The sequence below is a fragment of the Streptococcus oralis genome (assembly GCF_015561235.1).
In the GTDB taxonomy this organism is placed as follows: Bacteria; Bacillota; Bacilli; order Lactobacillales; family Streptococcaceae; genus Streptococcus; species Streptococcus oralis_BK.
Map to the genome: position 1 here is coordinate 233551 of NZ_JADMTC010000001.1, position 24356 is coordinate 257906.

17 protein-coding genes and 2 pseudogenes are annotated in these 24356 nt (G+C 40.7%); all 19 read left to right on the top strand.

The genetic code is table 11. From position 1 onward, the window contains the following. Positions 1 to 104 precede the first annotated feature (104 nt). The 19 genes and pseudogenes from miaA to I2H52_RS01350 all read left to right on the top strand — a co-directional run bounded on the left by miaA (position 105) and on the right by I2H52_RS01350 (position 24302). Positions 105 to 989: a tRNA (adenosine(37)-N6)-dimethylallyltransferase MiaA gene (gene miaA, locus I2H52_RS01265; RefSeq protein ID WP_045616869.1), complete on the top strand. Its 885-nt coding sequence runs from the start codon at positions 105 to 107 to the stop codon at positions 987 to 989. Beyond that, complete coding sequence (gene hflX / locus I2H52_RS01270; protein ID WP_045616870.1) at positions 982 to 2220, top strand: GTPase HflX; 1239 nt, start codon at positions 982 to 984, stop codon at positions 2218 to 2220. The genes miaA and hflX overlap by 8 nt, the downstream gene beginning before the upstream one ends. Continuing rightward, positions 2213 to 2836, top strand: a complete 624-nt coding sequence (locus I2H52_RS01275; protein WP_045616871.1) for a cystathionine beta-lyase — start codon at positions 2213 to 2215, stop codon at positions 2834 to 2836. The genes hflX and I2H52_RS01275 overlap by 8 nt, the downstream gene beginning before the upstream one ends. A 14-nt stretch (positions 2837 to 2850) precedes the next feature. Next, complete coding sequence (rnz, locus tag I2H52_RS01280; RefSeq protein ID WP_045616872.1) at positions 2851 to 3780, top strand: ribonuclease Z; 930 nt, start codon at positions 2851 to 2853, stop codon at positions 3778 to 3780. Positions 3781 to 3801: 21 nt separating this feature from the next. Continuing rightward, entirely contained in the window at positions 3802 to 4557 is a 756-nt protein-coding gene (locus I2H52_RS01285; RefSeq protein ID WP_045616873.1) for an SDR family NAD(P)-dependent oxidoreductase, read from the top strand. 201 nt (positions 4558 to 4758) lie between these two features. Then, complete coding sequence (locus I2H52_RS09670; RefSeq protein ID WP_196755822.1) at positions 4759 to 4929, top strand: hypothetical protein; 171 nt, start codon at positions 4759 to 4761, stop codon at positions 4927 to 4929. Next, positions 4913 to 5329 carry an SMI1/KNR4 family protein gene (locus I2H52_RS01290; RefSeq protein WP_229104469.1) on the top strand — a complete coding sequence of 139 codons (417 nt, stop codon included), beginning with the start codon at positions 4913 to 4915 and terminating at the stop codon, positions 5327 to 5329. The genes I2H52_RS09670 and I2H52_RS01290 overlap by 17 nt, the downstream gene beginning before the upstream one ends. A gap of 18 nt (positions 5330 to 5347) precedes the next feature. Further along, on the top strand, positions 5348 to 5785 hold the full coding sequence (locus I2H52_RS01295) for a hypothetical protein (protein ID WP_045616874.1): 438 nt from the start codon (positions 5348 to 5350) through the stop codon (positions 5783 to 5785). 2 nt (positions 5786 to 5787) lie between these two features. Next, positions 5788 to 6852, top strand: a complete 1065-nt coding sequence (locus I2H52_RS01300; protein WP_045616875.1) for an ankyrin repeat domain-containing protein — start codon at positions 5788 to 5790, stop codon at positions 6850 to 6852. Between the two features lie 44 nt (positions 6853 to 6896). Then, positions 6897 to 7484 carry an SMI1/KNR4 family protein gene (locus I2H52_RS01305; RefSeq protein WP_001175979.1) on the top strand — a complete coding sequence of 196 codons (588 nt, stop codon included), beginning with the start codon at positions 6897 to 6899 and terminating at the stop codon, positions 7482 to 7484. Beyond that, positions 7481 to 8230: a hypothetical protein gene (locus I2H52_RS01310; RefSeq protein ID WP_045616876.1), complete on the top strand. Its 750-nt coding sequence runs from the start codon at positions 7481 to 7483 to the stop codon at positions 8228 to 8230. Before I2H52_RS01305 ends, I2H52_RS01310 begins: the two co-directional genes overlap by 4 nt. 18 nt (positions 8231 to 8248) lie before the next feature. Further along, complete coding sequence (locus tag I2H52_RS01315) at positions 8249 to 9205, top strand: hypothetical protein (protein WP_045616877.1); 957 nt, start codon at positions 8249 to 8251, stop codon at positions 9203 to 9205. 153 nt (positions 9206 to 9358) lie between these two features. Further along, positions 9359 to 9688: a hypothetical protein gene (locus I2H52_RS01320; RefSeq protein WP_007521414.1), complete on the top strand. Its 330-nt coding sequence runs from the start codon at positions 9359 to 9361 to the stop codon at positions 9686 to 9688. 6 nt (positions 9689 to 9694) lie between these two features. After that, positions 9695 to 9889 carry a helix-turn-helix transcriptional regulator gene (locus tag I2H52_RS01325; RefSeq protein WP_007521416.1) on the top strand — a complete coding sequence of 65 codons (195 nt, stop codon included), beginning with the start codon at positions 9695 to 9697 and terminating at the stop codon, positions 9887 to 9889. Positions 9890 to 10122: 233 nt separating this feature from the next. Beyond that, a pseudogene (locus tag I2H52_RS01330) lies at positions 10123 to 11870 on the top strand (glycoside hydrolase family 13 protein). Between the two features lie 273 nt (positions 11871 to 12143). Beyond that, a pseudogene (locus I2H52_RS01335) lies at positions 12144 to 16943 on the top strand (Ig-like domain-containing protein); the annotation flags it as partial. A 245-nt stretch (positions 16944 to 17188) separates the two neighbouring features. Continuing rightward, a complete protein-coding gene (pgdA, locus tag I2H52_RS01340) occupies positions 17189 to 18577 on the top strand; it encodes a peptidoglycan-N-acetylglucosamine deacetylase PgdA (RefSeq protein WP_195593806.1) in 1389 nt (462 codons plus the stop codon). Between the two features lie 81 nt (positions 18578 to 18658). Further along, the gene (locus I2H52_RS01345; RefSeq protein WP_049550336.1) at positions 18659 to 19501 is read left to right on the top strand and encodes an aldo/keto reductase; all 843 of its coding nucleotides are present in this window, start codon (positions 18659 to 18661) and stop codon (positions 19499 to 19501) included. 289 nt (positions 19502 to 19790) lie between these two features. Beyond that, complete coding sequence (locus I2H52_RS01350) at positions 19791 to 24302, top strand: S8 family serine peptidase (protein ID WP_195593810.1); 4512 nt, start codon at positions 19791 to 19793, stop codon at positions 24300 to 24302. The last annotated feature ends 54 nt before the right edge of the window (positions 24303 to 24356 follow it).

The window sequence follows — 24356 nt, forward strand, 5'->3', positions numbered from 1 at the left end:
TCTTTCCGATCAGCCAGGCTCCTTAAGTGGTAGCATTTTTCTGACCGACCTTTTTGTGATATAATAATAGTAACGAAAAAATGAAAATTTTTCAAGGAAAAAAGATGAAAACAAAAATAATTGTGATTGTTGGACCGACTGCTGTTGGGAAAACAGCCCTTGCTATTGAAGTGGCCAAGCGCTTTGGTGGAGAGATCGTCAGTGGTGACAGTCAGCAAGTATACAGAGGGTTAGATATTGGTACGGCCAAGGCTAGCCTAGAGGAGCAAGCAGCTGTTCCTCATCATTTGATTGATGTCAGAGAGGTGACCGAGTCTTACTCGGCTTTTGATTTTGTTTCGGAAGCTCAGAAGGCTATTGAGGATATTCAAAGCCGTGGCAAGCTAACCATTATTGCTGGTGGAACAGGGCTTTATATCCAAAGCTTGCTGGAAGGCTACCATCTAGGTGGGGAGACACCTCATGAGGAGATTGTAGCCTACCGGGCTAGTTTGGAGCCTTACTCAGATGAGGAATTAGCCTATCTCGTGAAGCAAGCAGGCCTTGAAATTCCCCAGTTTAACCGTCGTCGTGCCATGCGTGCCTTGGAAATTGTCCATTTTGGTCAGGATTTGAAAAATCAGGAAAGTCCTTATGAACCACTAATTATCTGCTTGGATGATGAGCGAAGTCAGCTTTATGAACGTATCAACCACCGAGTGGATCTGATGTTTGAGGCTGGACTTTTGGATGAGGCCAAGTGGCTTTTTGACTATTATCCAGATGTGCAGGCTGCCAAAGGCATTGGCTACAAGGAACTCTTTCCATATTTCCGTGGAGAGCAGACTCTCGAGGAAGCTAGCGAGAGTCTCAAACAGGCTACGCGTCGTTTTGCCAAGCGTCAGTTGACCTGGTTCCGTAATCGCATGCAGGTGACCTTTTATCAGATAGGAGAGTCTGGCGTGAAAGAGCGTATTCTAAGCCAGATTGAGGAGTTTTTAAATGATTGAAACGGAGAAAAAAGAGGAACGCGTTCTGCTAATTGGTGTGGAATTACAGGGCATGGACAATTTTGACCTCTCCATGGAAGAGTTGGCCAGTCTGGCTAAGACAGCTGGGGCAGTCGTAGTCGATAGCTACAGACAGAAACGTGAAAAATATGATTCCAAGACTTTTGTTGGCTCTGGTAAGTTGGAAGAAATCGCACTGATGGTAGATGCGGAAGAAATTAGCACTGTCATCGTCAACAACCGTCTGACGCCAAGGCAGAATGTCAATTTGGAGGAAATTCTCGGAGTAAAAGTCATTGACCGTATGCAGTTGATTTTGGATATCTTTGCCATGCGGGCTCGAAGCCATGAAGGAAAACTCCAAGTGCATTTGGCCCAGCTTAAGTATCTCTTGCCTCGCTTGGTTGGTCAGGGAATTATGCTCAGCCGTCAGGCTGGGGGAATTGGTTCCCGTGGACCTGGTGAAAGCCAGCTGGAACTGAACCGTCGTAGTGTTCGTAATCAAATTACAGATATAGAGCGCCAGCTCAAGGTGGTTGAGAAAAATCGGGTGACAGTCAGAGAAAAGCGTCTGGAATCAAGCACCTTTAAGATTGGTTTGATTGGTTACACCAATGCTGGTAAGTCAACTATCATGAACACCTTGACCAGTAAGACCCAGTATGAAGCAGATGAGCTATTTGCGACTCTGGATGCGACGACTAAGAGTATCCATCTTGGGGGCAATCTACAGGTTACCTTGACTGATACTGTTGGGTTTATCCAAGATTTGCCGACTGAATTGGTGTCCAGTTTCAAGTCAACCTTGGAAGAAAGCAAGCATGTGGATCTTCTGGTTCATGTCATCGATGCCAGCAATCCTTATCACGAGGAGTATGAAAAAACGGTTCTGTCTATCATGAAAGACTTGGATATGGAGGATATCCCTCGCCTGACTCTTTACAATAAAGCTGACTTGGTGGAGGATTTCATGCCTACCCAAACGCCGTATGCCCTCATTTCTGCCAAGTCCGAGGATAGTCGTGAGAAATTGCAGGCTTTGTTTTTAGAGAAGATCAAGGAGATTTTTGAAGCCTTTACTCTACGGGTGCCTTTTTCTAAGTCCTACAAGATTCATGATTTGGAAAGTGTAGCGATTCTTGAAGATCGTGACTACCAAGATGATGGAGAAGTGATTACAGGCTACATTTCCGAGAAAAACAAATGGAGGTTAGAGGAATTTTATGACTGATATTAAAACCTTGGCTCTAAAGTATGGGGGTTATACAAGTCTGGATAAGGTCTATCTGGATCAACTTCTAGCTGGCAAAACAGAGCAAGAGCAGTTGGCTCTCATCACCCCTCCGCCTAGTGTCGTCAATGCCTACTTTGCTGAACTCTACCAGAAAAAGAGTCCTGAAGCTGCGACGGATTATTTTGCAGAACTCAGTCATGAACTGAATCTCTACAATGCTGAGCCAAGTTTCACCTTTGAAAATAAGCCTTTTATCCGCCTCAATCTATCTGGCAAATCTTTTGGCTTTTGCTATGAGAGTGAAGGACTGGGAAGGATTTTCTCAGAAACTGAGGAAGCAATCACTGCTGACTTGCTCTTTGAAATTGCTCAGATTTTCCCTCATCAGCTCGTCTATGAGAAGTCTGGAAAGATTTACATGAAGTCTGTCGGGGACGAGGAAGTTGTTAGCGTAAAAAGTCTCACAGCTTTGACTGATTTGGAAAGTTTAGCTGATGGTCGCAAGCGTCTCAAAGGTTATAGTCAAGAGGATTTATTACAAGAAGCTGTTGCTTTTTCTGGCAAGCGCTATTTCCGATCGGAAAACCGCACAGCCATGTTATATATTGATTAATTAGAAAGTATCAAATGGATATTCAATTTTTAGGAACGGGGGCTGGTCAGCCCTCTAAAGCCCGCAACGTTTCAAGCCTCGCCCTGAAACTCTTGGATGAGATTAACGAAGTCTGGCTCTTTGACTGTGGAGAAGGAACGCAAAATCGTATTCTGGAAACCACAATTCGACCACGCAAGGTAAGCAAAATCTTTATCACTCACTTGCATGGAGACCATATTTTTGGATTGCCAGGATTTCTCTCTAGCCGTGCTTTTCAGGCAAATGAGGAGCAGACAGATTTGGAAATCTATGGACCTCAAGGGATCAAGTCATTTGTCTTAACTAGCCTTCGTGTGTCCGGTTCTCGTCTGCCTTACCGCATTCATTTCCATGAGTTTGACCAAAATTCTCTTGGGAAAATCCTTGAAACCGATAAATTCACTGTGTATGCAGAGGAACTGGACCACACTATTTTCTGTGTTGGTTATCGTGTCATGCAAAAGGATCTTGAAGGTACCTTGAATGCTGAAAAACTTAAGGCTGCTGGTGTTCCATTTGGCCCACTTTTTGGAAAAATCAAAAACGGTCAGGATGTTGTTCTAGAAGATGGGACTGAAATCAAGGCAGCTGACTATATCTCAGCTCCTCGTCCTGGTAAGATTATCACTATCTTGGGTGATACTCGAAAAACCAACGCCAGTGTGCGTCTTGCTGTCAATGCTGATGTCCTTGTCCATGAGTCCACTTATGGCAAGGGTGATGAAAAAATTGCTCGTAACCATGGTCATTCTACGAATATGCAGGCTGCTCAGGTTGCAGCAGAAGCGGGAGCCAAACGCCTCTTGCTCAACCATATCAGCGCTCGCTTTCTCTCAAAAGATATTAGTCAGCTCAAGAAAGATGCGGCCAGCATTTTTGAAAATGTGCATGTTGTTAAAGACTTGGAAGAAGTGGAAATTTAAGTGCCACAGAAAGGAAGAAACATGCGAACGATTCTCATTACAGGTGCTAGTGGTGGCTTAGCCCAAGAAATGGTCAAACTCTTGCAAGATAACCAACTGATTCTACTTGGTAGAAATAAGGAAAAATTAGCTCAGCTCTACGGAAATCATTCTCACACAGAATTAGTTGAGATTGATATTACTGATGACCAAGCCCTAGAAACTTTAGTAACCGACCTCTATCTCCGCTATGGCAAGATTGATGTTTTGATCAACAACGCTGGATATGGAATATTTGAAGATTTCGACCGGATCTCTGACAAGGACATTCACCAGATGTTTGAGGTCAATACCTTTGCCCTGATGAATCTGTCTCGTCGCATTGGGTGTCGAATGAAGGAAAGCCGAAAAGGTCATATCATCAATATCGTCAGCATGGCAGGCTTGATAGCTACAGGGAAATCCAGTCTCTACTCAGCGACCAAGTTTGCGGCTATTGGTTTTTCCAACGCTCTACGCCTTGAACTCATGCCCTATGGTATCTATGTGACGACTGTTAATCCAGGTCCTATCCGTACAGGTTTTTTTGACCAGGCAGACCCAGATGGAAGCTACCTCAAGTCTGTTGACCGATTTCTCTTAGAACCAGATGCGGTTGCTAAAAAGATTGTCAAAAGTATAGGAAAAAATAAACGAGAACTCAATCTTCCTTTTTTGCTCAATTTAGCTCACATATTTTATACTCTCTTTCCCAAGCTAGCCGATAAGTTGGCAGGGGAGACTTTTAATTATAAGTGAAAAAGCTGTTCCCTTGAGGAATGGCTTTTTGCTTTAATTAGGAGAAGTTGTTCATCAAAAATAATCCCTGAAAATATTGGTAGTTTATCCCTATTAGATAGCTTTGAGGTATAATAGAGATAAGAAAGTTCATCAGAAAAAAGAAGACTTAAACTAGCTAATTTGTCTAGAAAATGGACTATTTATAGTCGGAGGTTGACAATGGAATTATTGACAATTGACCAAATCATTTCCATTCTTGAAGAAGAAACACAAGGGCTTGACCCTGAGATAAGAGATGGAATTATCCTGAACCAAACTGAAGTGCCCGTGTCTGAACTGGATCGTTTGAAAAAACAACTGCAAATCCAAAGATTTGGATCCGATTTTTAGGAAATATATTCTGGCCTATAACTGGGGGCAGATCGGTTTTTTAAGTTACCAGTTTGGATATGGGGACGGTGCTAGTCTTACTTGGCTGATCAATCGAAATTTGGAATACCACGATTACTCGACTCTACAAGAAAGCGGCTTGATCATCATTGCAAATGGAGATCCCTACACTATTTTGTTGGATTGTCAATCTGGGGCGGTCTATGCTATTGATGCAGGGATAACCTATGATGAAAAAATATGGCTGGCACCAGATTTTCTAGCATTTGTTAGAGCCATGGGAACGGCCCAATTTGCAGTTTGGAAGGGTTGTGAGAGTGACTTCACCCACTTGATGACTAGAATAGGTCATGAGTCCAGTTTGATATTCTGGCAGAGTCTGGTTGGATTTTATGATTGAAAATAGAAGGAGAAGGTCATGGAATTTCTAGTAGCTGAGGAAGGAATTCCTCAAAATATCGGAAGTCAGGGAGCCCTGATTGCCTATTATGGCAGTGAGATAGAATTTCATTATGAAACCGTGCCACCACACGGTGATGATATTTTTTCTGCCAAGTTGCCTTTGTTAGGGCTTGATCTGCCCTTTTGGACCTATGGGAGAAATCTCATTTTTTTAGACGCTTACTATCTACTGGCTGAAACTGTTAAGAAAGGGACTTGGAATCCCATAACGAGTATACTCATCAACATTCATACGGGGGAATACGCCAGCCTAGACCACTTGTACAATCATATATCTATTGAGCAAAATGGTCTTGAGTTGAAAAATGATTATGATGGACAAGTCCTGACTTTGAAAACGGTTGACAATCTTCATTGGCTTGTCCTAGATGCTAAATCAGAAGAAAGGAACTAAAAATGGCAAAGAAAAGAGTTACATTACCAAAAGAGTTTAAGGATTTAATGGATGAAGGAAATATTGAAGCCCTTAAAGCAGTCTATGATCGTTGTGAATTAACCGCTCATGATGGGAGATATAGCTTAAGTACACCTCTACATATGGGAGGAGTCCCGGATGAATTGGTTATCTGGCTGGTGGAAAAGGGCTTGGATATCAATATCCCTGATTATTATGGAGCAACACCTTTGTACCGTCAGGCAACCATGGGAAGAGAGACTGTAAAACTCTTGCTCGAATTGGGGGCAGATATTGAAAAAAGCAATACTTATGGAAATACACCTCTGCATATGGCAGCTGAGTTTTTTCATCCTAAGACCGTTGCACTTCTCATAGAAAAGGGAGCAAATGTTAACCCTAAAAATGATAGGGGACAGACTCCACTAGACTCCGTTCTCACTGTCTGTCGGGGAATCTATATTGCCCAAACAGCTGAAATTGCCTCTATGCTGTTGGATGCAGGTGCTAAGAAAACATCTGCTATGAAAGAAAAGGTCGAAAATATCGGTAAAGATTTTGAATTTCATAGAGAAGGAATCAATCCCGACTATCTAGAAGCAGCAGATCAGGGTCTAGAAAAACTTTATGCTTTGTTTGATGTCAAGCCGGTAGCCAAACGAATAACCCACGATGGAGTTTCTCCGATTCTCGTAAAAGAAGGTAGCTGGGAGGAGCAATATGAGGAACTATGGTCTTTCTTGATTCCTTCAAGTGGAGCAGCCAAAACTGTTCAGGGAGAAGTTATTCGTATACCAGGTCGAGTTCGAGATGAACTGGATCGCAATGGTGGGGTCAACTGGGACAGGGACTATAGAAAAATGCTTCAAGCTCTCCCTCAATACTTGTCTCTAGGAATCCCCCTTTCAGATCAAGAATTAGAAGAGACTAAAGAGCTTATTGCTCAAGTTCATGGGAAAGATTTTGATGACGAGCCTCGCCTAGACCGCCTGTGTCAGCTAGCTATTGCTTGGATTAAGCAAAATCCTGAGCCCCTTCTCCTAGAAAAAACAAGTTATAAGCGGTAAAAAGCATTGGAAGACAGATAAAATAAAGAAATCATGGTGAAATGATGCAACTAATTGACCAAGTTAAAAAAATAGAAACTTATATTTGTGAGTGTTTTGAAGACTGGGATTTGGATGATCCTGTAGAGGAAGGATATCTGGAAGATTATCAGGGCATTTCTGGTGCTTCTGAGGAAGAGCTTCAAGCCTTTGAGGAAATATTTGGCATTCGTCTACCTAGTGACTTCAAAGAGCTTTATAGCTATAAAAATGGGAGTAAATACCTCTCTATTTTACCTTGTGTAATTGACCAGAGAGATTTTACTTTTTCTCTCATGAGTCTACAGGAAATTGAGACTTGTAAAAAGTACTTTCAAAATAGAGATGCTCTGTTAACCGAATTTCCCGACTATTTTTCTAGTCAAGACCTAGAAAACATGCATGATAGTAGAATTAAGCCCTATCTTTTTAATAAAAAATGGCTTCCTTTTGCTCAGTATTGTGACTCTTGTTATCTTATGCTGGATTTTGATCCAGACCAGGAGGCTCAGGAAGGTCAGGTTATTTGCTACATCCATGATCCTGACCAGGTGATCTATGCGGCTGAAAGCCTTACAAATCTGATTGAAGGGATAATGGATGAGATCATATGAACGGACAAATGTACCAAATAGCCTGTATCGTGGCAGCAGCTAGGAAGGCTTTAAAAACTGATCAGGCAATCTTGTATCATCCTGACCAATATATCAATAAGATTTGCTTTCAAATTTTGCCGTCAAAAAATGGGGAAGCTACAGAACTTTCTGTATCTGATTGGTTTGAAAATCTTAAGGAAAAAGGTTTGAAGGACTTACAATTATTTTGTCCTATTTCAGTTGAAGACAGAGGTATTTTAGGCTTCTCCAATACAACACAGAGTTCAATTCTCTGTTTTGATAAAGATGGGAAGGCAAGTTATTTCCTACCAAATTGGAAATCTGCTTCCCCAGGCAGAGGCTGGGATGTTACCTACACCGAGTATGAATGGGAAAGGTCTTCTCAAGACATTCCCCACTATGAAAATAATATCGAAGAATTTAAGGACATATTGACTCGTATAGAAAATCTAGCAATTAAAATTGAATGTGACAACTTTGCCAAAGTCTTTCAATCTGCTAGAAACTTTTTGCTAGACCCAGAATCTGGTAAAGGGCTGGCAGAACCTCAAATTCCACTGCAACATCTAAGCATATTTAGAGCTGCAAGCTCAGCGGATGTTTTTGGAGGAATGGGCTCCTGGAATGATGAACCTAGATGGCTGGCACAAGATAAGGGACTGGGTCAAGTATACGATGAACTTTCAGATCAATTGCTAAGAAATATTAGATCAGCCATTCTATTTGCCATCAACGAGTGGTGATGGATTAGGAGAGAGAAAATGGGGAAGTTAAAGTTAAGTCTATTGAATAAATGGGAACTAGACAAGGACTACAATAGTGTTTTCAATTCTGTCATGTTACATGATGGTAGAGCCTTTGTCTTGACCAGTGAGAAGGAAGCTTTCAATCTCTACTGTCTGCTTGAAGTATCACCTTTGGGTGTGAAGGAGATAGATGCTTGGTATTGTGACCATGTTTGGGAGGAAGAGCCTCTACTCTTTACAGATGGACAAAATATTGGCATCATCAAGGCTGGCAAGGAAATGGTCTATTATACTGGTGATTTTTCTAATCCAGAAATCATTGCCCTAAAGGATCCGCAAAGTATACTTCCTAAAAGGGCTCAAGAGAGACATTTTCAAATCGTATCAGATAGCGACCAGATACCCGTGTGTTTTGAAGATCAAGTTTATACAAATCAAGCAAGAAACTTTGCCATTTTAGAGTTTGATCGAGAGAAAAAGCAGGCTAAGTGGACCACTTATGCGCATATCGATAAAAAGGATTTAAACCACCATAACACGAACTCAAGTGCTTGTCCTAAAATTGATAGTATGAAATGTTGGAAGCAAGAGCTCTATGCCTTTAGCTCTGGAGAAAGTCAAACCTCTGTCAATAAATGGGGCATGGACTATTATGCTCTTGTTAAAATCTCTAGTGATGGTCGTATTATCGAAAAGTTATTAGAATCTGAACATTTAAAGGCTTCAGGTAAAAAAGCTGGTGTCAATGGACTCTTTACAGATTCGCCTTATCTTATCCTGAGCCCCCTATTTAAGAATGATGATTGGAAGGGCAAGCAAAAGCTATTTTCTCTGGCAACGAGAGAATGGTGCGATATAGCCTTGCCTAGAGGAATGAGTAAACACAAAATCCAAAATATGACAGACAACTTTTGTTTAACCTTCCTTTACGACAGAGGATTAAAAGAACTTGCCCTTTGTCAGATTGATTAGGTTGTTAGGCTGAGTTAGTAATATTCTTAGAATAGATAAAGAAAATAAAAAACCAAAAAATGTTAAAACATCTTGACATTTTAGCGATTTAGAGTATAATAAAAAATGTAAAGGGCTCTTAACATTATTTTGACAGATTGGAGGAACAGGGCCATGAGAAAAATGGATGAAATGGACAGAGCGATTCAGCTACGTTCTGAGGAGTGGGGATATAAAACGGCTCTATTTGGCTTATGTGGATGGACAGTATTTAATATCTATCAATCTATTACAAAAGGCATTGAACTTGAAATGTTACCATGTCTGATTTTATGTTTATCTATTTCTGTTCAAGGATATGCACAAACTGCCATAAAACAGAAAATGATTGACGGTGATGAAGATTTTAAAGAACCAAATAAACTTGTTCAAGGAGTAATTTTGATGGTTGTTATCATTATCGTAGTTTTAGCGATTGGCATTTATTGTTTTCAGAAAGACTAATGCTGTATGAAAAATAATATCAAACAGTTAAGAAAGTCTGAAGGACTACGTCAGGAAGATATGGCAAAAATATTAGGCGTTAGTCGACAAACCATTATTGCAATTGAGAATGACAAGTACAATCCTACACTTGAACTAGCAATGAAGATTGCAAGGTTGCTACGACTACATGTTGAAGAAATTTTCGTTTTAGACGATTAAAGATATCAGATAGCATTTATTTTAATCATCTGCTCCGTAATGATGAGAGAGTTTTCCAGTTCATGGAAACTCTCTTTTTAAAGCTCAAAAAGAGTCTACTCAATTTTACCCTTGTCCATCTTATATCTCTATCGTAAAACTAGTATAAAATTTGCAAATAAACAGCTAAAATAGTATACTAGAACTAGCGATTATGAAAACGTTTGCGTTTTATTGATTTTAGGAGACAAATGATGGAATTAACAGCCATTTATCATAGACCAGAATCAGAGTATGCTTATCTTTACAAAGAAGGTCAGCTACATATCCAAATCAGAACCAAGAAAAATGATGTCCAGCAGGTTATCTTGCATTATGGAGATCCCTTTATCTTCATCGAGGATAAGTATGAAGCTAAGAAAGAAATGACCAAAGTAACCTCAGATGCCCTATTTGATTATTGGCAGGTTACGGTCTCTGTTGATTTTGCACGGATTCAGTATCTCTTTGAACTCCTTGATGAGGAAGGTCAGGGTATTTTCTACGGTGATAAGGGTTGTGTGGAACATACTCAGAAAACTTGGATGCGGAAGGAAATGGCTTTAAGCTTCCCTATATTCATGAAATCGACGGATGTCAGGTTCCTAGCTGGGTTTCAAATACCGTTTGGTACCAGATTTTCCCAGAACGATTTGCTAATGGAAATCCTAATTTGACTCCAGATGGAGCTCGAGAGTGGGATGCTGCCATTGCACCTAATAGGGATGACTTTTTTGGTGGAGATTTACAAGGGATTATCGACCATCTAGACTATCTAAAAGATTTGGGAATCACTGGACTTTATCTATGTCCGATTTTTGAAGCTACAACCAATCATAAGTACGATACGACGGATTATTTTGAAATTGACCGTCACTTTGGAGACAAGGAAGTCTTTGCTAATTTAGTCGAGGAAGCTCATAAACGTGGCATTAAGATTATGCTAGATGCTGTTTTCAATCATATCGGCTACCAGTCTGCCCAATGGCAGGATGTTCTAAAAAATGGAGAAAATTCCCCTTATAAAGATTGGTTCCATATTCAAGAGTTTCCAATTACAGAGGATAAACTTCAGAATCCAAGAGAACTCCCTTATCATACCTTTGCCTTTGCTAGCTATATGCCTAAGTTAAATACAGCAAATCCTGAAGTCAAAGACTATCTTCTCACTGTTGCAACTTACTGGATTGAGAATTTTGATATCGATGCTTGGCGCTTGGACGTTGCCAATGAAATTGACCATCAGTTCTGGAAAGATTTTAGAAAGGTAGTTCTCGCTAAAAAGCCTGATTTGTATATTTTAGGTGAAATCTGGCATACGTCTCAGCCTTGGCTAAAAGGAGATGAGTTCCATGCTGTCATGAACTACCCGCTCTCTGAAAGTATCAAGGATTATTTCTTGCGTCAGCATAAAAAGACAGAGCAGTTTATTTCAGAAATCAATAGCCAGTCAATGTACTACAAGCAACAAATCTCAGAAGTGATGTTTAACCTTCTGGATTCTCACGATACAGAGCGTATCCTCACAACTGCCAAAGGCAATGTGCAACATGTCAAGGCTGCTTTAACCTTCCTCTACCTTCAAAAAGGGACTCCTTGTATCTATTACGGAACAGAGCTTGCATTAATAGGTGGACCAGATCCCGACTGCCGTCGTGTCATGCCTTGGGACCGTGTTTCTGAAGACAATGATATGCTGAATTTTATGAAAGAGTTGATTCAAGTCCGTAAGAAAGTGGCAAGTATTATCCAGCATGGTACATATAGTTTGGAAGAATTGAAACCAGATATCCTATCCTTGAAGTGGAACTACCAAGGAAAAGAAGTTCAGGCTATCTTTAATCAGTCTAAGGAGAATGTTATCTTAGGCAGAGATTCAGTTGATTTAGCGAGTCATTGCCAGTTTGAAGATGGTCAGCAAGTCATCTTGCCAGATGGATTTGTAGTTTATATGCTAGACTAGCATGGTTCATTTGGGTATTATGCCATATCAGTGAAAAATAATTTAGAAGGTTGTTTCTGTAAAGGAGCGCCCTTTTATTTTGTTTATGATTTAGCAATTCTGTCATAGAATACCTCAATACAGTTTTTTGTATCCATAATTTTCTACTAATTTTAGTAATCATAGTCTGATGTATGCTTTTTTCGATAAACTATTGATGTATCTATTGGAATTGTATAAAATATGAATGAAGATGATGACTCATGAAAATAAAAAGCAAGGATGGCGTATATATTGATTGATAATCGAGTAAGAGAATTCAACCAAAACTGGCATTTTAAGCTCAATGTCAATGCTAAAGATGCTATCAAACCAGATGCAGATGTATCAACATGGCAAAAATTGGATTTACCACATGACTGGAGTATCTTTAACGATTTTGACCATCAATCACCTGCCCAAAACGAAGGCGGACAGCTAAATGGTGGTGAAGCTTGGTATCGTAAGACCTTTAAACTTGATGAAAAAGATCTCAAGAAGAATGTTCGTTTGACCTTTGATGGTGTCTACATGGATTCTCAAGTCTATGTCAATGGCCAGTTAGTGGGACATTATCCAAATGGTTATAACCAGTTCTCATACGATATCACAAAGTATCTTCACAAAGATGGTCGTGAGAATGTGATTGCTGTCCATGCAGTCAACAAACAACCAAGTAGCCGTTGGTACTCAGGTAGCGGTATTTACCGCGATGTGACCTTGCAAGTGACAGATAAGGTTCATGTTGAGAAAAATGGGACAACCATCTTGACACCAAAACTTGAAGAACAGCAACACGGCAAGGTTGAAACTCATGTGGCCAGCAAAATCGTCAATACTGACGATAAAGACCATGAGCTTGTGGCAGAGTATCAAATCGTAGAGCGTGGTGGTCAAGCAGTGACTGGCTTGGTTCGTACGGCGAGTCGTACCTTGAAAGCACATGAATCAACAAGTCTTGATGCTATTTTAGAAGTGGAACAACCAAAACTCTGGACAGTTTTAAATGACAAACCAGCCTTGTACGAATTGATTACGCGTGTTTACCGTGATGGTCAGTTGGTGGATGCTAAGAAGGATTTATTTGGTTACCGTTACTATCACTGGACTCCAAATGAAGGCTTCTCTTTAAATGGTGAACGCATTAAATTCCATGGTGTTTCCTTGCACCATGACCACGGAGCGCTTGGAGCAGAAGAAAACTATAAGGCAGAATACCGTCGTCTCAAACAAATGAAGGAGATGGGTGTTAACGCCATCCGTACAACTCATAACCCTGCAAGTCCACAGACCTTACAAATCGCAGCAGAACTTGGTTTGCTGGTTCAGGAAGAGGCCTTTGATACGTGGTATGGCGGCAAGAAACCTTATGACTATGGTCGTTTCTTTGAAAAAGATGCTACTCACCCTGAAGCAAGAAAAGGTGAAAAATGGTCTGATTACGATCTTCGAACAATGGTAGAAAGAGATAAAAACAATCCTGCTGTTGTTATGTGGTCTATTGGTAACGAAATCGGTGAAGCAGATGGGGAAGCCCATTCACTAGCAACTGTAAAACGTCTAGTCAAGGTTATCAAGAATGTTGATAAGAGTCGCTATGTTACCATGGGAGCTGATAAATTCCGTTTCGGAGATGGAACTGGAGATCATGAAAAGATTGCAGATGAACTGGATGCAGTTGGATTGAATTACTCTGAAGAAAATTATCAAACTCTTCATGCGAAACACCCTAAATGGCTCATTTATGGTTCAGAAACATCTTCAGCAACCCGTACACGTGGTAGCTATTATCGCCCTGAGAGAGAACTAGTTCACAGTAACCAAGACTATCGTAACTATGAACAGTCTGACTATGGAAATGACCGTGTTGGTTGGGGTAAAACTGCAACCGCTTCATGGACTTTTGACAGAGACAATGCTGGCTATGCTGGACAATTTATCTGGACAGGTACAGACTATATCGGGGAACCTACACCATGGCATAACCAAAACCATACACCAGTTAAGAGCTCTTACTTTGGTATTGTAGATACAGCAGGTATTCCAAAACATGACTTCTACCTCTACCAAAGCCAATGGGTTTCTGTTAAGAAGAAACCAATGGTTCACCTCCTTCCTCACTGGAACTGGGAGAATAGAGACTTGGCCTCTAAAGTAGAAGATGCAGAAGGTAAGATTCCAGTTCGTGCTTATTCAAACGCTGCTAGCGTAGAGTTGTTCTTGAACGGTCAATCTCTCGGAGTTAAGAAGTTTAACAAAAAACAAACCAGTGATGGCCGTACCTACCAAGAAGGCGCCAATGCTAAGGAACTCTATCTTGAGTGGAAGGTTGCTTACCAACCAGGTACTCTGGAAGCTGTAGCTCGCGATGAAGCTGGAAAAGAAATTGCACGTGATAAGATTACGACTGCAGGCCAACCAGCAGGTGTTCGCCTCGTCAAGGAAGAACACGCAATCGCAGCAGATGGAAAAGACTTGACTTACATCTACTACGAAATCGTAGACAGTGAAGGAAATGTGGTACCAACTGCCAATAATTTGGTTCGTTTCCAATTGCATGGACAAGGTCAACTGGTCGGTGTTGATAATGGGGAACAAGCCAGCCGTGAACGCTACAAGGCGCAACCAGACGGTTCTTGGATCCGCAGAGCCTTTAACGGTAAAGGGGTTGCCATTGTAAAATCAACTGAACAAGCAGGTAAATTCACCCTTACTGCCCACTCTGATCTCTTGAAATCGGACCAAGTCACTGTCTTTACAGGTAAGAAAGAAGGACAAGAAAAGACTGTTTTAGGTACAGAAGTACCAAAAGTACAGACAGTTATCGGAGATGCTCCAGAAATGCCTACCACTGTTCCATTTGTATACAGTGATGGTAGTCGTGCAGAGCGTCCTGTAACCTGGTCTCCAGTAGATGTGAGCAAGCCTGGTATTGTAACGGTCAAAGGCACGGCTGACGGACGAGAAGTAGAAGCTCGTGTAGAAGTGATTGCGCTTAAGTCTGAGTTGCCAGTTGTGAAACGTATTGCTCCAAATACTGACTTGAATTCTGTAGACAAATCTGTTTCCTATGTTTTGACTGATGGAAGTGTTGAAGAGTATGAAGTGGACAAGTGGGAGATTGCTGAAGAAGATAAAGCTAAGTTAGCAATTCCAGGTTCTCGTATTCAAGCGACCGGTCATTTAGAAGGTCAGCCAATTCATGCTACCCTTGTAGTAGAAGAAGGTGAGGCTGCAGCACCTGCAGTACCAACTGTAACGGTTGGTGATGAAGCTGTCACAGGACTTACTAGTCAAAAACCAATGCAGTACCGCACTCTTGCTTATGGAGCTAAGTTACCAAAAGTCGCAGCAAGTGCTGAAAATGCAGCTGTTACAGTTGTGCAGGCAAGCGCAGCAAACGGTATGCGTGCAAGCATCTTTGTTCAATCAAATGATGGTGGCCCTCTTCAAATGTATGCAATTCAATTCCTCGAAGAAGCACCAAAAATTGACCATTTGAGCCTACAAGTGGAGAAAGCTGATGCTCTCAAAGAAGACCAAACAGTGAAATTGTCTGTCCTTGCACACTATCAAGACGGAACACAAGCAGTTCTACCAGCAGATAAGGTGACCTTCTCTACAAGTGGTGAAGGGGAAGTCGCAGTTCGTAAAGGAATGCTTGAGCTGCATAAGCCAGGAACAGTCACTCTCAAAGCAGAATATGAGGGGGCTATAGGTCAAATCGATCTTACAATCCAGGCCAATACTGAGAAGAAGGTTGCGCAATCTATCCGTCCAGTAAATGTAGTCACAGATTTACATCAAGAACCAAGCCTTCCAGCAACAGTAACAGTTGAGTATGACAAAGGTTTCCCTAAAGCCCACAAAGTCACTTGGCAAGCCATTCCAAAAGAAAAACTAGACCACTATCAAACCTTTGAAGTCCTAGGTAAAGTTGAAGGTCTTGACCTTGAAGCGCGTGCTAAAGTATCTGTAGAAGGCATCGTTTCAGTTGAAGAAGTCAGTGTGACAACACCAATCGCAGAAGCACCGCAATTACCAGAAAGTGTTCGTACCTACGATTCAAATGGTCACGTTTCATCAGCTAAGGTTACTTGGGATGCGATTCGTCCAGACCAATACGCCAAGGAAGGTGTCTTTACAGTTAATGGTCGCCTAGAAGGTACGCAATTAACAACTAAACTTCATGTTCGCGTATCTGCTCAAACTGAGAAGGGAGCAAATATTTCTGACCAATGGACCGGTTCAGAATTGCCACTTGCCTTTGCTTCAGACTCAAATCCAAGCGACCCTGTTTCAAACGTCAACGATAAATTGATCTCTTTTAATGACCGACCAGCCAATCGTTGGACAAACTGGAACCGTACTAATCCAGAAGCTTCAGTCGGTGTCCTATTCGGAGATTCAGGTATCTTGAGCAAACGTTCAATTGATAATCTAAGTGTCGGATTCCATGAAGACCATGGAGTTGGTGCACCGAAGTCTTATGTGATCGAGTATTATGTCGGTAAGACGGTTCCAACAGCTCCTAAGAATCCTAGCTTTGTAGCCAATGAAGACCATGTATTTAACGATCCAGCCAACTGGAAACCAGTTACCAATCTAAAAGCACCAGCTCAATTAAAAGCTGGAGAAATGAATCATTTCAGCTTTGATAAAGTTGAGACCTATGCGGTTCGCATTCGTATGGTTCGACTTGATAGCAAGAAAGGAACGTCTATCACAGAAGTACAAATTTTTGCGAAACAAGTTGCGCCAGCCAAACAAGGACAAACAAGAATCCAAGTTGACGGTAAAGACTTAGCAAACTTCAATCCTGATTTGACAGACTACTATCTTGAGTCTGTAGATGGAAAAGTTCCTGCAGTAACAGCAAGTGTTAGCAACAATGGTCTCGCCACCGTCGTTCCAAGCGTTCGTGAAGGTGAGCCAGTTCGTGTTATCGCGAAAGCTGAAAATGGCGACATCTTAGGAGAATACCGTTTACACTTCACTAAGGACAAAGACCTACTCTCTCGTAAACCTCTTGCTGCGGTTAAACAAGCTCGTTTGTGATAAGATGTGTATAGGTCATTTATGTTAGTTCCTTTCAGACAAATGTGGTGTTTATCTGAGCCTAACATAGATGGCTTTTTCTGTCTAGCTTAATTTTACAAATTGGGATAATTAATCAATAAGATTCTTGCTGCTGATTATCGTGTTACTTTTCATTATAGAATCTTAGGGAACTTTCTAAAAAGAAGTCAGAATTCTTATTTATCATTGAAATAATAGCCTTGATTTGTTATGATGGAAATATGAAAAAAAATATGAACCGTGTTTCTCACGATAAAAAGAGAAGGTTATTGCTTTCCTTTGTTGGGATCTTAGGAATCGCTATGATTCTTTTGGGAAGTGCCATTGGCTATAAGGTTCTACAAAAGCAATCTTATGAACAAAAAATTGAAGCGTTAAAAAGCGAAAAGGACCAGCAATTCAACTCAGGTAGTCAGAAGGACCATTTCCGAAAAGGGCAAGCTGAGGTGATTGCCTACTACCCTCTGCAAGGAGAGGAAGTCATTGCGTCTATTAGAGAAAAAATCAACCAGGATATCAAAGAAAAGCTAGAAGATAAAGAGGATTTGGTCTTTTATTATACTGAGCAGCTGGATCCCGTCCTAAAGGGAGTTGTTGCTCGTAATATCAGTAAGCAAGTCTACGATTTGTCTGCATCTAAGGTTGAAGAAAAAGAAAAGACTTCTTTAGGAAAAATTTTCTTGACTGAAGATGGGAAAGATTTTGACCTCAGCAAACTCTTCAAAGATGCAAGTAAGGCTAAGGAACTCTTACTGAGTCAAATCAAATCAACTCTAGAAGATAAGAAACTTGACCAGGCAAAAATTGATCAAGTTATAAAGAGCTTCACAGACCAAGAATTGACATCTTGGAGCTTTGATTATAAGGATAGTCAAATCATCCTTTATCCTGCTAATGCTGGAGAGACTGTTGAGGAAATTGCTTTGCCCATATCCAGTTTCTTTGATGTATTGGAGTCCTCTTATCTATTAGAAAAGGATGCTGAACTTTACCAAGCATACTTTGCTAAGAAAAATAAAAAAGTTGTAGCCTTGACCTTTGACGATGGTCCAAATCCAACTACAACCACGCAGGCTTTGGATACTTTAGCTAAATATGGTGTAAAAGCAACCTTCTTTGTACTTGGTAAAAACATTGCAGGTAATGAAAATCTTCTAAAACGAATGAAATCAGAAGGTCATGTTGTAGGAAACCACAGCTGGAGTCATCCCGTTCTTTCACAACTTTCGCTCGAAGATGCTAAAAAGCAAATCACTGATACAGAAGATTTGTTAACTCAAGTTTTAGGATCAAGCTCTAAACTGATGCGTCCACCTTATGGTGCCATCACTGATGATATTCGAAACGGCCTTGATTTAAGCTTCATCATGTGGGACGTGGATAGTTTGGACTGGAAGAGTAAAAATGAGACAGCCATTTTGACAGAGATTCAACGTCAGGTTCGCAATGGTTCTATCATTCTCATGCATGATATCCATGGTCCTTCAGTTAATTCTCTACCAAGTGTCATTGAGTATTTAAAGGGTGAAGGGTATACATTTGTGACCGTTCCTGAATTGCTCAATTCTCGCTTAAAAGCTCACGAGATCTATTACGATCGTGATCAATAATTGTTAAAATCTAAAGGGGCAAGTGTTCTGATAATCAGGATTTTGTTTCTTTATATTTTCTTCACATAGAAAGGAGAAACGATGAAATCTTATACCCTTAATAATGGAATTTCAATCCCAGTTTTAGGATTTGGGACCTGGAAAGCTGAAAATGGAGAAGTAGCCTACCAAGCTGTTTTAGACGCATTGAAGGCTGGTTACCGCCATATCGATACTGCAGCTATCTATAAAAATGAGGAAAGTGTTGGTCGTGCTATTCGAGATAGCGGTATTCCAAGACAAGAAATCTTTGTAACGACCAAACTCTGGAATACCAATCACAGCTATGATGAAGCTCGCCAAGCATTTGAAGAATCAATGGAAAAACTGGGATTGGATTATCTAGATTTGTACCTTATCCATTGGCCAAATCCAAAACCTTTAAGAGAAAATGACAAATGGAAAACTCGCAATGCTGAAGTCTGGAGAGCGATGGAGGATCTTTACCAAGAAGGCAAAATCCGTGCCATCGGCGTTAGTAACTTCCTCCCCCATCATTTGGATACCTTGCTTGAAACAGCAAGAATCATTCCAGCGGTCAATCAGGTGCGCTTGGCACCAGGAGTTTATCAAGAGGAAGTGGTTGACTACTGTAGAGAGAAAGGAATTCTCTTAGAGGCTTGGGGACCTTTTGGCCAAGGAGAGTTGTTTGAACAGAAAGAAGTCCAAGAAATTGCTGCGAAGCATGGGAAATCAGTGGCTCAAATTGCCTTGGCTTGGAGTTTGGCAGAAAGTTTTTTACCCCTACCTAAGTCAGTGACAGTCTCTCGTATCCAGAGCAATCTCGACTGTTTTGGGATTGAACTCAGCAATGACGAGCGAGAAGTCTTAAAGACAATTTCAGTGACTTCGGGCGCACCTCGTGTGGATGAGATGGATTTTTAGTTTGTAAAATCTATTTATACTGAAATAACAAAGACTAGGAATTTTAAATCCTAGTCTTTTTGTGTATAAAAAATCTAGATTGTTTGTATAATGAAATAATTTCATGGATTGAAATATAGGAACAAATTTAGAAAATATTGGTTTGATGGAGAAAATAACACGAATGATAAAATTCAATAAGTAAAATATATACGTAAATATTACATTTTTGTGACAATTCAGATTTTTATGAAAATTTATGATTATTTGCGTTATAATAGGTATACTTTAAAGAAAAAGGAGATTATTTATGAATAGACGACAACGTTTTTCATTACGGAAATACAAATTTGGTCTTGCTTCAGTCTTACTGGGGACTGCTTTGGTTTTTGGAGCAAGTCAAGTCAGTGCCAATGAGCAGAGTACAGGTGAAAATCAAGCTCAAACTCAGGAAATTAAGACAGAGCTAAAAGACGATAAACACTCAAACTCTTCAACTGACCAAACCAATACTAATGGGATAGCACCAGTAGTTGGAAAGAAACAAGAAGCTGAAACTTCTAAAGAGGATGCTAGTAAACAAGATGCTAGGGTAGAAGCTCCGGTTGATAAAACTGCTGAAGCCCAAGAATCAGGAAAAGATAGCGCAGTTGCAAAAGAAGTAGATCAAGGTGTCGTTCAAAAAGAAACAACAGTCGATACCAGTACAGCGCCTGCTACTGAGAAGTCCTCTACCATAGAGAAAAAAGAGGCTAAAGCAACGACAGCTCCTAAAACTACTGGAGAAACAGCAACTACTGAAAAAGAACAAGAAAAAGCTGAGTCTGCAAAACCCAATAGTCTTTCAAGCAATGATATCATCACAGTACCGAAAACTTGGAAGGCTGGTTACAAGGGGACAGGGACCGTTGTTGCCATTATTGACTCAGGGCTTGATTTGAATCATGAGGTTCTTCGAATTTCAGACCCGTCAAAAGCAAAATTTAAAAACAAGGAAGCCATCGAAGCAGCTAAAAAGGCTGCTGGAATCGACTACGGTAAATGGTATAGTGATAAGGTTGTCTATGCCTATGACTACTTTGACGGAACAGATAAGATCAAAGAAGCAGAAAGAACTTCTCATGGGATGCACGTAACAGGGATTGCTACTGGAAACCCTGATAAAGAAGCACCGAATGGTGAAAAAGTTTATGGTGTTGCCCCAGAAGCGCAAGTCATGTTTATGCGTGTCTTTTCAGATCGCCAAAAGACGACCAGTTCTGCTCTTTATGTAAAAGCGATTGATGACGCAGTTGCCTTAGGAGCAGATGCCATTAATATGAGTTTGGGATCTAGCACTGGTTCTATGGTCGATGCTGGTTCTGATATTGTCGATGCTATCAAACGGGCTCGTGCCAAGGGAGTTTCTGTTCTTATCTCAGCAGGAAATAGCAATACATTCGGAAATGGTTATTCAAAACCACTAGCTGAAAACCCAGACTATGGCTTGGTTGGAAATCCATCCACTGTTGAGGATTCGATTTCAGTTGCTTCTGTCAACAACAAAACATTGACGACAGCAGTTTTTGAAGTCAAAGGTCTAGAGGGAAATGCCGGCCTTCATAACGGAAAATTTGATTATAATCAACCTGAAGCAGATAAGGACTTTGAAAAAGGAAAAGAGTACGAATACGTCGAAGCAGGGTTAGGTCGTGAAGAAGATTTTGCGAAGTTGGATTTAACTGGGAAACTTGCCCTCATTCAGCGTGGAGCCATGAACTTTTCAGAGAAGATCAAAAATGCACGAAAACACGGTGCACTTGGTGCTTTGATCTACAATAATGTAGAAGGTGCAAACATCAATATGTCTATTGATGATGAAGCAAAGAAAATTCCTTCTGTATTTATTTCTAAACAGTATGGTGAAGCCTTAAAATCAGGAAACTACAAGATTGTTTTTAATGGTAAGATGGATAATCGTCCTTCTGATGTAGCCAATCAGCTATCTGACTTTTCAAGTTGGGGAGTGACTACCGATGGACAATTGAAACCGGACGTGACAGCTCCTGGCGGCAATATCTATTCATCCTTTAATGACAATACCTATGGTAGTATCAGCGGAACCAGTATGGCGGCTCCTCACGTTACGGGTGTTGCAGTTCTGGTTAAGGAATACCTTCAAAAACACCATCCAGAATTGACTCCTGAGCAAGTATCAGAGACTGTCAAGGCCTTGATCATGTCAACTGCAAAACCACATGTTAATAAGGACACAGGCACTTATACCTCTCCTCGTCAGCAAGGTTCTGGTATTGTGGACACAGCTGCTGCAGTGTCAACAGACCTCTATGTAACGGGTGAAAATGGTTATCCAAGTGTGACTTTGGGAAATGTTGGAGATCAATTTACTTTCAAGGTCACTGTACACAATATTTCAGATACTGACCGTACTCTCAAGATGGTGGTGAATACCAATACAGACGAAGTTCAAGATGGAAAATTCACCCTTCGACCTCGAAAATTAACAGAGACAGTCTGGCCTGAAGTGACGGTCAAAGCCCACAGCAGTCAAACAGTCACTGTTAAAGTAGATGCTCGAAAATTTGCTGCTGAACTCAGCAAACAAATGCCAAATGGCTATTTCCTTGAAGGGTTTGTTCGCTTTGTAGATCCAGCAGATGATGGAGATATTGTGAGTCTTGCATTTATGGGCTTCCGAGGTGAATTCCAAAATCTCCCCGCTGTCGAAAAACCAATTTACAATCTTGTTCGAGAAGGGAAAAATGGATTTTACACAGAGGTAGACAAGGAAAATCCTGCCGTTAATTACTCTAATGATGCTACCTATCTCGCAACCTTGCAAAATGACCTTCTAGTTTCTAAAGGTCAACGCCAAGGACGCCGAATTACCGTTCTTGGAATCGAACAAAATGCTGAAGGTAAGCATGTTCTTCAGTTGGACGAAAAAGGGAATGTCCGTATTGCTATTTCTCCAAACGATGATGGAAACAAAGACCTAGTTGAATACAAAACGGTTGCTTTGAGAAATCTTGTAAATCTTCGTGCAACAGTTTATGCGGCTACGGATACCAAGCATGAACATCCTATTTGGGAGGGCGATGCAAAGGATCTTCGTAAAAATTATTTTGATGGTGACAGTAGAAATCTGAAGAGTTATATTCTAGATAATACTGCTTGGAGAGGTCAGGATTTTGATGGCAATACCGTTGCAGATGGTTTATATGACTATGTTATTAGTTACACACCAGACGTTCCAGGAGCCAAAGAACAATACACGACCTTCAAAATTCAAATTGATACTCAAAAACCTGTCATCACAAGTGGTTATATTCGCTTTAAAGATGGAAACCAAGAATTCGTAGCTCGCAAACCAAAAGATGTCGGTCAAGGTGGTATCCTTTCAGAAAAAGTCTTCTATATCACACCATTTGACCAGAAAGGGACCATGGTTCTAACTGGGAAAGACCAGTCTGGAACTCGTGCGCTTGAAAACACCCATCTGATTAAGGCAAATGCTGATGGTAGTTATACACTTCCTAAGGATGTTGACAAGGCTAATATTTACTATCTTGTAGAGGATTATGCAGGAAATGTAGACTATATCTCACTTGCTGAACTTGTCCGCGATCAAAATAGTGGTCGAGTGAAAATTGCCTTGAAGGATGCAAAAACAAACCAGGATATTGATACCCTTTACGTCTATCGAATCAAAAATAGCAAGGGGCAATATGTTGATGTTGACAAGACAAAAGCGATTCATTTCTTACAGTTTGGTCATTATACAGCAGAAATTTTCAGTTATGACCGAACAGAATTGAAATTTATCAGTGCCTTATCCCAAGAGTTTGACTTGACGGAAGAAAATAGTTTCCAAACCATTACCTTCCTAGCAAATCTCCTAGAATATGCACCTGTGTCTGTTTCCTTCAATCAAGCAGTTCCAAAGACGACTACTGTGGTTCTGAAAGGAGAAGATGGGACAAGTATCACTCTTCCTGCTGAAAAATACGGTCAATACGCCTTTGGTAAGAAAGTTGCTACAGGTCGTTATGCTGTACAAGTCACCTTGCCAAATGGATATGAACTCCTTGAAGATCTTGTTTCCTTGCTCGTTCAGCCCGGTAGAAATAATACTTTGCGCCTATCTGTTGTGTCTAAGTTGGCCTTGCTTGCCTTGGTAAATCAACAAAAAGAACTGGTAGAAACATCTCGTTACTTTAATAGTAGTGCAGATAAGAGGAGAGCTTATGATCAAGCTTTCCAAGTTGCGCGGTCAGCCTTGTCAAGCAAGTTGAAGCAAGAATTGATTGATGGAGTTCTCGCTAGTCTTGAAGCTGCTGGTAAGGCTTTGGATGGAAAAGATTCGAATGTTGCAGCTTTGAAAGAAGCCATGAAAGCTTACTATGCAACGACTAAAACTGGAAGATATGCTAATGCCAAGGAAAAAGTACGTCGAGCTTATGATCGTGCCTTCCAAGAAATTGCCTTACTAGCTGTAGATCCTAAAGTCAAACAGGATCAAATTGACCAATCTCTCATTGCCCTAGCAACAGCTAAAAGCAAACTAAATGGCAAAGCTACTGACTTCTCTAGTTTAAAGAAACTGGTCAAGGATGAGCGCCTTTTCCAAGAAAAAAATGCGAGATTTATCTACGCAGATAAGAAAGAAAAAGCTGCTTATCTTCTAGCCTTTAAAGAAGCTCAGGAACTCTTGAATGATCCAGGAGCGAGCCAAGAAGATGTTAAAGATGCCATTACAGCATTGAAACATGCCAAGCGAAATCTACATGGCAAAAAACCAAAAGCAAGAAGACATCCTTAAACAGGAGTTTCTGAAGCTTTACTGATAAATGAGTCTGGAACTTTGTTTTCAGAC